We start from the raw sequence: 7,968 nt of genomic DNA on the forward strand, positions 1-7,968 counted from the left end.
GGCAACCGAAGAGGTTTTTTCACAAATGATCTTTGTTCCGTTCATTTTTTCTTTATTCCACCGTCACGCTTTTTGCCAGATTCCGCGGTTTATCCACATCGAAGCCGCGCTCCAGGCATGCATAGTAGGCGAACAATTGCAGCGGGATGACCGTCAATACCGGAGCCAAAAGATCCAGTGTCGACGGGATGTGGATCACTTCATCCACGGATTTGATCATCTCCGTGTCGCCTTCCCCGGCAAACCCGAGAACATAAGCGCCACGGGCTTTCACTTCCTGGATGTTGCTGATCATTTTTTCATAAACACTGCCCTGGGTGGCCAGCGCAATGACCGGGATGTTTTCTTCAATCAAAGCCAAGGTGCCGTGTTTCAATTCGCCGGCCGCATAAGCTTCGGAATGAATGTAGGAAATCTCTTTTAATTTGAGCGAACCTTCCAAAGTAACGGCATAATCCAAGCCGCGTCCCAGGAAGAAGAGATGTTCATGGCTGGCGATGTCCCGGGCAAATTGTTCAACCACATCGGTTTGGCCGAGTACCTGCTCTGCTTTTTCCGGCAATTCTTCCAGGTGACGGATGATTTCCGCCAGTTCTTCCCGGCTTTTTCCGCCACGAACCTGAGCCAAATAAATTCCCAGCATATAAATGGCAATCAATTGCGAAGTATAAGCTTTGGTGGAAGCCACCGCGATTTCCGGTCCGGCCCAGGTAATGATCACATCATCGGCTTCCCGGGAAACGCTGGATCCAACCACGTTCGTAATGGCAAGAACCCGGGCGCCGTGCTTTTTCGCTTCCCTGAGGGCAGCCAGCGTATCGGCGGTTTCCCCGGATTGGCTGATCACGACAACCAGCGTTTTTTCGGTAATGAGCGGATTACGATACCGGTATTCGGACGCCACATCCACTTCGACCGGAATCCGTGCGAGATCTTCCAACACATATTTCCCGACTAGTCCGGCGTGATAAGCCGTTCCGCAAGCCACAAAGTGAATTTTTTCGATCTCTTGGATTTGTTCTTTGGTCAGCTTCACTTCATTGGATAAATCCACTTCCCCGTCTTTCAGACGACCGGACAACGTGTCGCGAATCGCTTTGGGTTGTTCGTGGATTTCTTTCAGCATGAAGTGGTCATAGCCGCCTTTTTCCGCTGTTTCAATGTCCCATTTGACATTCATGACTTCCCGTTCCACAGGCGTCCCGTCCACTTTCATCAGGGTCACCTGGTTTTCTTTCAGGACAGCCATTTCCCCGTCTTCCAGAATGTACACATCGCGGGTGTGTTGCAAAATCGCCGGGATATCGGAAGCAATAAAGTTTTCCGATTCGCCGACCCCGACAATCAGAGGGCTTGCCTGGCGCACAGCCACCAATTTATCCGGCTCCAATTCGCTGATAATTCCCAAGGCATAGGCCCCTTCCAAGCGGGCCACCACGTCCCGCACGGTGGAAACCAAGTCGCCGTTCCACATGTCAGCCAGCAGTTTGGCTACCACTTCCGAGTCCGTTTCGGATTCAAAGGTGAATCCTTTGGCGATCAATTCTTCTTTCAGTTCAATGTAGTTTTCGATAATCCCGTTATGAACCACCGCAAAACGACCTGTTTGGTCCGTATGGGGATGGGAGTTTTGGTCTGAAGGCTTTCCGTGTGTCGCCCACCGGGTATGTCCGATTCCCAACGTCCCCGGCAGGGATTGGGCACGGAGTTTTTCTTCGAGATTGGTCAGCCGTCCTTCGGTTTTTTGCACACCGATCGTTTCCCCGTTGTAAACCGCCAGACCAGCCGAATCATATCCGCGATATTCCAATTTGCTCAAACCTTCAAGCAACAGATTTTGAGCCTCTTTGGAGCCAATATATCCAACAATTCCGCACATATGTGAATACCCCCTGAAATTCGCAGAAACAATGACGAACCACGGGTATCCAAAGCCTGTTTGTCTTTGACCCGTTCATCATCATTTCCACGCTTTCTCTTTTTTTCTCTTTTTTGTTTTCGTCCGACCTCTCTTGGCATCATATCGCAACTTTTGTACAACGGGTCGCCCCGCTGTTTTGTGTCGCGATTCCTCGGCTTTGATGCGAAGCCGGGAGGTATCCGCCGATCACTCGATACTCCTCCTCCTCGTCAACTGCAGATCCACGTCTCCTCTGCAGCCCAGGCGCTTTACAACAACCATATTCATTGAATAAGCCGCTCCCTCTTTCCGGACATCACCTCCTGAACGGATTCATTCATGAAAAAACACTCATGTATATGGTATTCAAAGATGTTCCGGATGTAAAGGGCGGGATAAAAATGATCCCACCAGCCAAACCCGTGATTTTTCAACCGTTGATCCCTCTTGAAAAGAAGGTTTTTAATAATTTGTGATGAAAAAATAATATATTTCTGAAATATTCAAAGCGGGGTTTCACTTGAAAAACATTCAAATAAAAGATGCGGAAAAAGATGAATCGCTATCAATTCACCACCGGGGCACTTTTGCCCGATTGGTTGGATGGACCGGCCATCTTGTTGGTGGCGGGAGCCGCCTTTGGTTTCTTTTATTCAATCACCGTGAATCATATTCACAATAAAAACCCTGTTTCTCTGATGAATAGGAAGAAACAGGGCTTCAGCTTACGATTATTTTTTAATTCAATTGGTTGCGGACTTCTTCCGCGATTTGATTCACATATTTTTGCAACAACTCTTCGTCCGGGCCTTCGGCCATCACACGGATCAGCGACTCGGTACCAGAGGGGCGCACCAATACCCGGCCTTCATTTCCCAAAGCTTTTTCCACGGATTCAATCGCAGAACGGATCGCATGGTTCTGGTCCCAGCCTTCTTTGGTTTTCACGGGGACATTGGTCAACAATTGGGGGTATTTGGTCATAATTTTGGTCAAATCCGACAAGGTTTGTCCTTTTTCCTTCACCACCCGCAAGAGTTGAACCGCTGTCAACATGCCGTCGCCGGTTGTGTTGTAATCGAGGAAAATAATGTGGCCGGATTGTTCACCGCCGAGATTAAAGCCGCCTTCTCTCATTTTTTCCATCACATAACGGTCGCCCACTTTGGTTTTTTCCGTGGCGATTCCCAATTTCTCCGCCGCTTTAAAGAAACCGATGTTGCTCATCACGGTGGTGACAATGGTATCTCCTTTTAAGGTGCCGTTTTCCTTCATATAGGCTCCGCAGATGGCCATGATTTGATCGCCGTCCACCACATTTCCTTTTTCGTCCACGGCAATCAACCGGTCCGCATCTCCGTCAAAAGCCAGCCCAAGGTGCGCTTGTTGTTTTAACACTTCTTCCTGCAAACGCTCCGGATGCGTCGAACCGCAATTCACATTGATGTTGACGCCGTCGGGATGGGCGAAAATGGTGGTGACATCCGCCCCCAGATCCCGTAGCAACATCGGTGCCAACTCATAAGCCGCTCCGTTGGCACAATCCACCACAATATGCATTCCGCACAAATCGGTGTCTATGGTTTGTTTCAAATGTTCCAAATAGGTTTGCGCTGCATCGTGATGATCCGTGACACGACCGATTCCTTCTCCGACCGGGCGAGGCAGGTTGTCGTCTTCGCGATCCAATAACGCTTCAATCTCTGCTTCCGTTTCATCCGACAATTTGTAGCCGTCGGCTCCAAAAAATTTGATTCCATTATCTTCAAAGGGGTTATGGGATGCGGAAATCATCACTCCGGCATCCGCTTCAAAATGACGGGTCAAAAAGGCCACACCGGGGGTTGAGATGACACCCAACCGAAACACATCACATCCGATGGAAAGCATTCCGCTGATGAGCGCGGATTCCAACATTTCCCCTGACAAGCGTGTATCTCTTCCCACAACAATTTTCGGGCGCTTTTTTCCTTTGGTCAGCACATAGGCTCCGTAACGTCCGAGGCGGAAGGCTAATTCAGGTGTTAACCCTTGATTCGCTACTCCCCGTACTCCATCGGTTCCAAAATATTTACCCATGTTTTCTCCTCCTCAATCATCAAGAACCATTATTCGCTGTCACGAATCCTGATCTTTGCCTTTAAATTGTTCTGTTCGGCCACTTGGATAAAGTCAGGCAAAATAAACCGGATTGGTACTTCATGAATTCCTTCCGACAAACCTGAAATATCAATGACCGCTTTGATGTCCGATTGATTGAGCCCCGTCAAGTTTTTCGGTGCCCCTGAAAGAGTGATATTCATGTTTCCTCCGGAGGGTGAGAGAATATCAATTTTTTGTTTCTCTTCCTGCCCCGTCACGGTAAGCGGAACATCTTCCAACGTCTTTTCCTTGGCAGAAACCATTTTAACATAAATCTCTATCTCCTTGGGCTCCACTTTGATCGCGCCTTCACGGATTGGAATTGGCACGGTCCGTTTGAAATCTTTCCGGGCATTGCTCAAGTCCAACTCCGGACCAATGTAATATTGAAGGTTTTCAAGATATTCATTAAAACCGTAAACCGTCACTTGATCCTGGCTGGCCCGAATGCTTTCCACCGCGTAACCCGCGGGCGGCGGCTCTTTCACATCAATCAAAAGCGGAACCTGTTTGTTGGGAATGCTGATGGGCACTTCCACCGTAACGACGCTTGGCGAGATCTCCACTTGTTGAATCAACCCATTGTCACCATACGCCTGTAGCCGGACAACTTTTTTAAGTGTTTGAGTTTGTCCCGACAAATACACAACGGCCTTCACCGCTTTTACCTGGTCCAAACGGCTTTCGGTTCCCCGGACCAACACCCGTTGAGGGGTGACAACCGGTTTATTGATATGTAAACCGTCCGGAACGTTGCCAATCACATCCGCTTGCACCGTCATTTCTTTCTGCACTTTCTGTTTTAAAGTCACAGAAACCCGTTCCGGCTTTACTTTTCCTTTGACGCCAAGGGGCAATCCTTCGATCTGTACGGGAAGACGGTGTTCCCCTTCCCCCACTTCATTTGCATCCACAAACAATCGGTAAGTTCCCGGGACGTTTTCCAACGCCCGCTTGTCTCCGTATAACTGCAATTCCACTTTGGGAGGATGCCCTGTCAGTTCAAATTGTTCCTTGTCGTATTTTACCTGAACCGTCACATCCCGAATGGTCATGCTTTCCTTGACTGAAAAGGAAGAAAAGGAATGATCGGTCACGGTCAGCCACAACATGACGGCCAGCAATAAGGAAACAATGCGCAACACCAAATCATTTTCCAGCCATTTATTCATCTTTCTCCTTCCCCTCTTCCTTTTCCTTACGCATCCAGAAGACGGTTGAGAACTTTTCCGGGGGTTTCAGCAATTCGTATAAACGCGACACCAATTCGTCCTCGCTCAAATTCCGCTCCAATTCTCCTTGATAAGCCAGAGAGATTTGCCCGGTTTCTTCGGATGCGATCACAACCACGGCATCGGTCACTTCGCTTAACCCGATTCCCGCCCGGTGCCTGGTGCCCAAATCTTTGCTGATGTAGGGATTTTCGCTGAGCGGCAAATAACACCCGGCCGCCATCACGGATTCTTCCCGGATAATCACCGCCCCGTCATGAAGCGGTGCTTTCGGAATAAAAATATTTTTGAGCAACTCCGCACTCAGCCGGGCTTCCAGAACGGTTCCGGTTTCAATGTAATCAGACAAGCCGGTATCCTTTTCGATCACAATCAATGCACCAATTTTTTGTTTTGCGAGTTGAACAACGGCTTTGGTCACTTCACTGACAATTTTGGTTGCGATTTGGTCTTCCACCTGACTGCTTCTCCCAAAAAAATAGCCTCGTCCCAGTTGTTCCAACGCCCTGCGCAACTCCGGCTGAAAAATCACGATGACGGCAATGAGTCCCACGGAAAAGAAATTTTCAATAAAAAACTCCAATGTTTTCAGTTCAAATTCATTACTGATCAGCCAAATGACCAGTAATACGGTGATTCCTTTCAATAATTGAACAGCCCGGGTTCCCCGCATCAATTTCAGCAAATGATAAATCACATAACTGACAATCAGAATGTCTACAACATCACTCAGATAATTTTTTACCTCAGCCAATGACTGCATCAAGCCCCTCCATTTAAACCATTCGTTCGGTAGATCATCTCTTTTTATTTTTTCGTAAACGGAAAAAAATATTGTTCCGGATCCCGTTTTTTCAAATCCCTGTTTCCGCTGCTCAGGTATTTTGACGGATGACTCCTTCCCGTTTCACCATTAATATAACACTTCCTGTCCGGCAACCCAAATCAAAGGGGTTCTTCCAACCCTTTCCTCCCCTGCCGTCATCAAAACCCTGGCCGGTTCGTTCCCGCCATATTCTCAGGCGGTGCGATGCCACGAAAAAAGCTGCAACCCGGACAGGTCACAGCTTTTTTCTATCTGAAGCATAATATCTATCATAAAATCTTTTGCCCAAAAGCAGACCCCATCAACGCAACGGCCACTTTGGCAGTCTGATTCTCCCGGTCAAGAATGGGATTGACCTCCACAAACTCGGCAGAAGTTAAAATATCCGCTTCGGCCAACATTTCCATGGCCAAATGACTTTCACGATAGGTCAAACCACCTTGCACCGGAGTCCCGACTCCGGGGGCATCTTTCGGATCGAGTCCGTCCAAATCAAGACTCAAGTGAACCCCGTCGGTTCCGTTCGATACAATGTGGATGGCTTCTTCCATCACTCCGGCCATTCCAATGCGGTCGATTTCATGCATTGTAAAAACTTTGATTCCCAATTCTTTGATCAATTCACGCTCCCCCGGATCCAACGAGCGTGCCCCGATAATCACCACGTTCTCAGGGGATACTTTTGGTGCAAAACCCCCGATATTGACAAGATCAGGATGTCCGATTCCCAGGCTGACAGCAAGCGGCATCCCATGAATGTTTCCGGAAGGCGAAGTTTCGCCTGTATTCAAGTCCCCATGAGCGTCATACCAAATCACGCCCATTTTTTCAAAGTGCCTTGCCGCACCAGCCACGGTTCCGATCGCAATACTGTGGTCTCCTCCAAGAACCACAGGAAAACGCTTTCGTTTCATGACATCAAAAACAGCATCCGCCAAATTTTCACACGCCTGGCGAACTTCATTTAAATACTTCAGCTTCGGATCTCCCTGATGCCGGGACTCGGGCGTCGGAATCGACAAATCGCCCAGATCTTCCACATCATATCCCAAAGATTCCAACAATGACTGCGCAGATGCATAACGAATCGCACTGGGGCCCATATCCACACCGCGACGTCCTTGCCCCAAATCCATTGGCATGCCGATCAATGTTATGGACTTTTGCTTCATTGAAACATAACCCCTTTGTGTTCTATATCATCGACAACGCTATTTTAACACACCCTGAAAAATGAAACAAAAAAATATTGCAACAAATGAAAATATATTGTATAATTATTCATTTTCATATTTTATATAATCACTTTTACCACTTGTTATAGTGTGGACGAATGAACACAAATCTATGCCAAACCCCAAGCAAACAGGCAAAAAAACAACCATGACCGCGATCATGGTTCATAATGGATGCCTTATCCCATTCTCATAAAAAAAGACATTTCATTCATCTTTTTCATACACTTTTTTTAAGATCAATTTTTTGTTATGATTCATCTTTTGTTATGATCAATTTTTTTATGGATCGACGACGCTTCAATAACTCTTCGCAGATCAAAACCGTCATGCATCGTTGGGGAACGTTCCAAACAGCAGCACCGTTTCGATAAGAAAATGAGAAGTGGCGGAGCATTCGGAGATGAGATTGCCGGTATGAGCAGCAAACGGATCGTTTCCATAAAGAGAATCCCATAAAAAAACACCCGGATTCTAAACACAAAAAATAAAAAAACCTTCATTGTAAGATGATACAATGAAGGTTTTTCAGTCTGGAGCGGAAGACGGGATTCGAACCCGCGACCCTCGCCTTGGCAAGGCGATGCTCTACCCCTGAGCCACTTCCGCATAGATTGGTGAGCCATGAAGGAC

At 47.6% G+C, this 7,968-nt stretch carries 5 protein-coding genes and 1 tRNA gene; all 6 read right to left on the minus strand.

Annotated elements, in window-relative coordinates:
• Window positions 1-52 precede the first annotated feature (52 nt).
• Window positions 53-1,879, minus strand: coding sequence for a glutamine--fructose-6-phosphate transaminase (isomerizing) (gene glmS / locus H1R82_RS12480; RefSeq protein ID WP_181732771.1), 1,827 nt, complete (start codon window positions 1,877-1,879; stop codon window positions 53-55).
• A 759-nt stretch (window positions 1,880-2,638) separates the two neighbouring features.
• Window positions 2,639-3,979 carry a phosphoglucosamine mutase gene (gene glmM / locus H1R82_RS12485; protein ID WP_181732772.1) on the minus strand — a complete coding sequence of 447 codons (1,341 nt, stop codon included), beginning with the start codon at window positions 3,977-3,979 and terminating at the stop codon, window positions 2,639-2,641.
• Window positions 3,980-4,008: 29 nt separating this feature from the next.
• The gene (locus H1R82_RS12490) at window positions 4,009-5,214 is read right to left on the minus strand and encodes a CdaR family protein (RefSeq protein ID WP_181732773.1); all 1,206 of its coding nucleotides are present in this window, start codon (window positions 5,212-5,214) and stop codon (window positions 4,009-4,011) included.
• The gene (cdaA, locus tag H1R82_RS12495; RefSeq protein WP_181732774.1) at window positions 5,207-6,037 is read right to left on the minus strand and encodes a diadenylate cyclase CdaA; all 831 of its coding nucleotides are present in this window, start codon (window positions 6,035-6,037) and stop codon (window positions 5,207-5,209) included. The genes H1R82_RS12490 and cdaA overlap by 8 nt, the downstream gene beginning before the upstream one ends.
• 332 nt (window positions 6,038-6,369) lie before the next feature.
• A complete protein-coding gene (rocF, locus tag H1R82_RS12500) occupies window positions 6,370-7,272 on the minus strand; it encodes an arginase (protein WP_181732775.1) in 903 nt (300 codons plus the stop codon).
• Between the two features lie 597 nt (window positions 7,273-7,869).
• Window positions 7,870-7,944: transfer RNA gene (locus H1R82_RS12505), tRNA-Gly, on the minus strand.
• Between the last annotated feature and the right edge of the window lie 24 nt (window positions 7,945-7,968).

This window comes from Thermoactinomyces intermedius (assembly GCF_013912365.1).
GTDB lineage: Bacteria > Bacillota > Bacilli > Thermoactinomycetales > Thermoactinomycetaceae > Thermoactinomyces > Thermoactinomyces intermedius.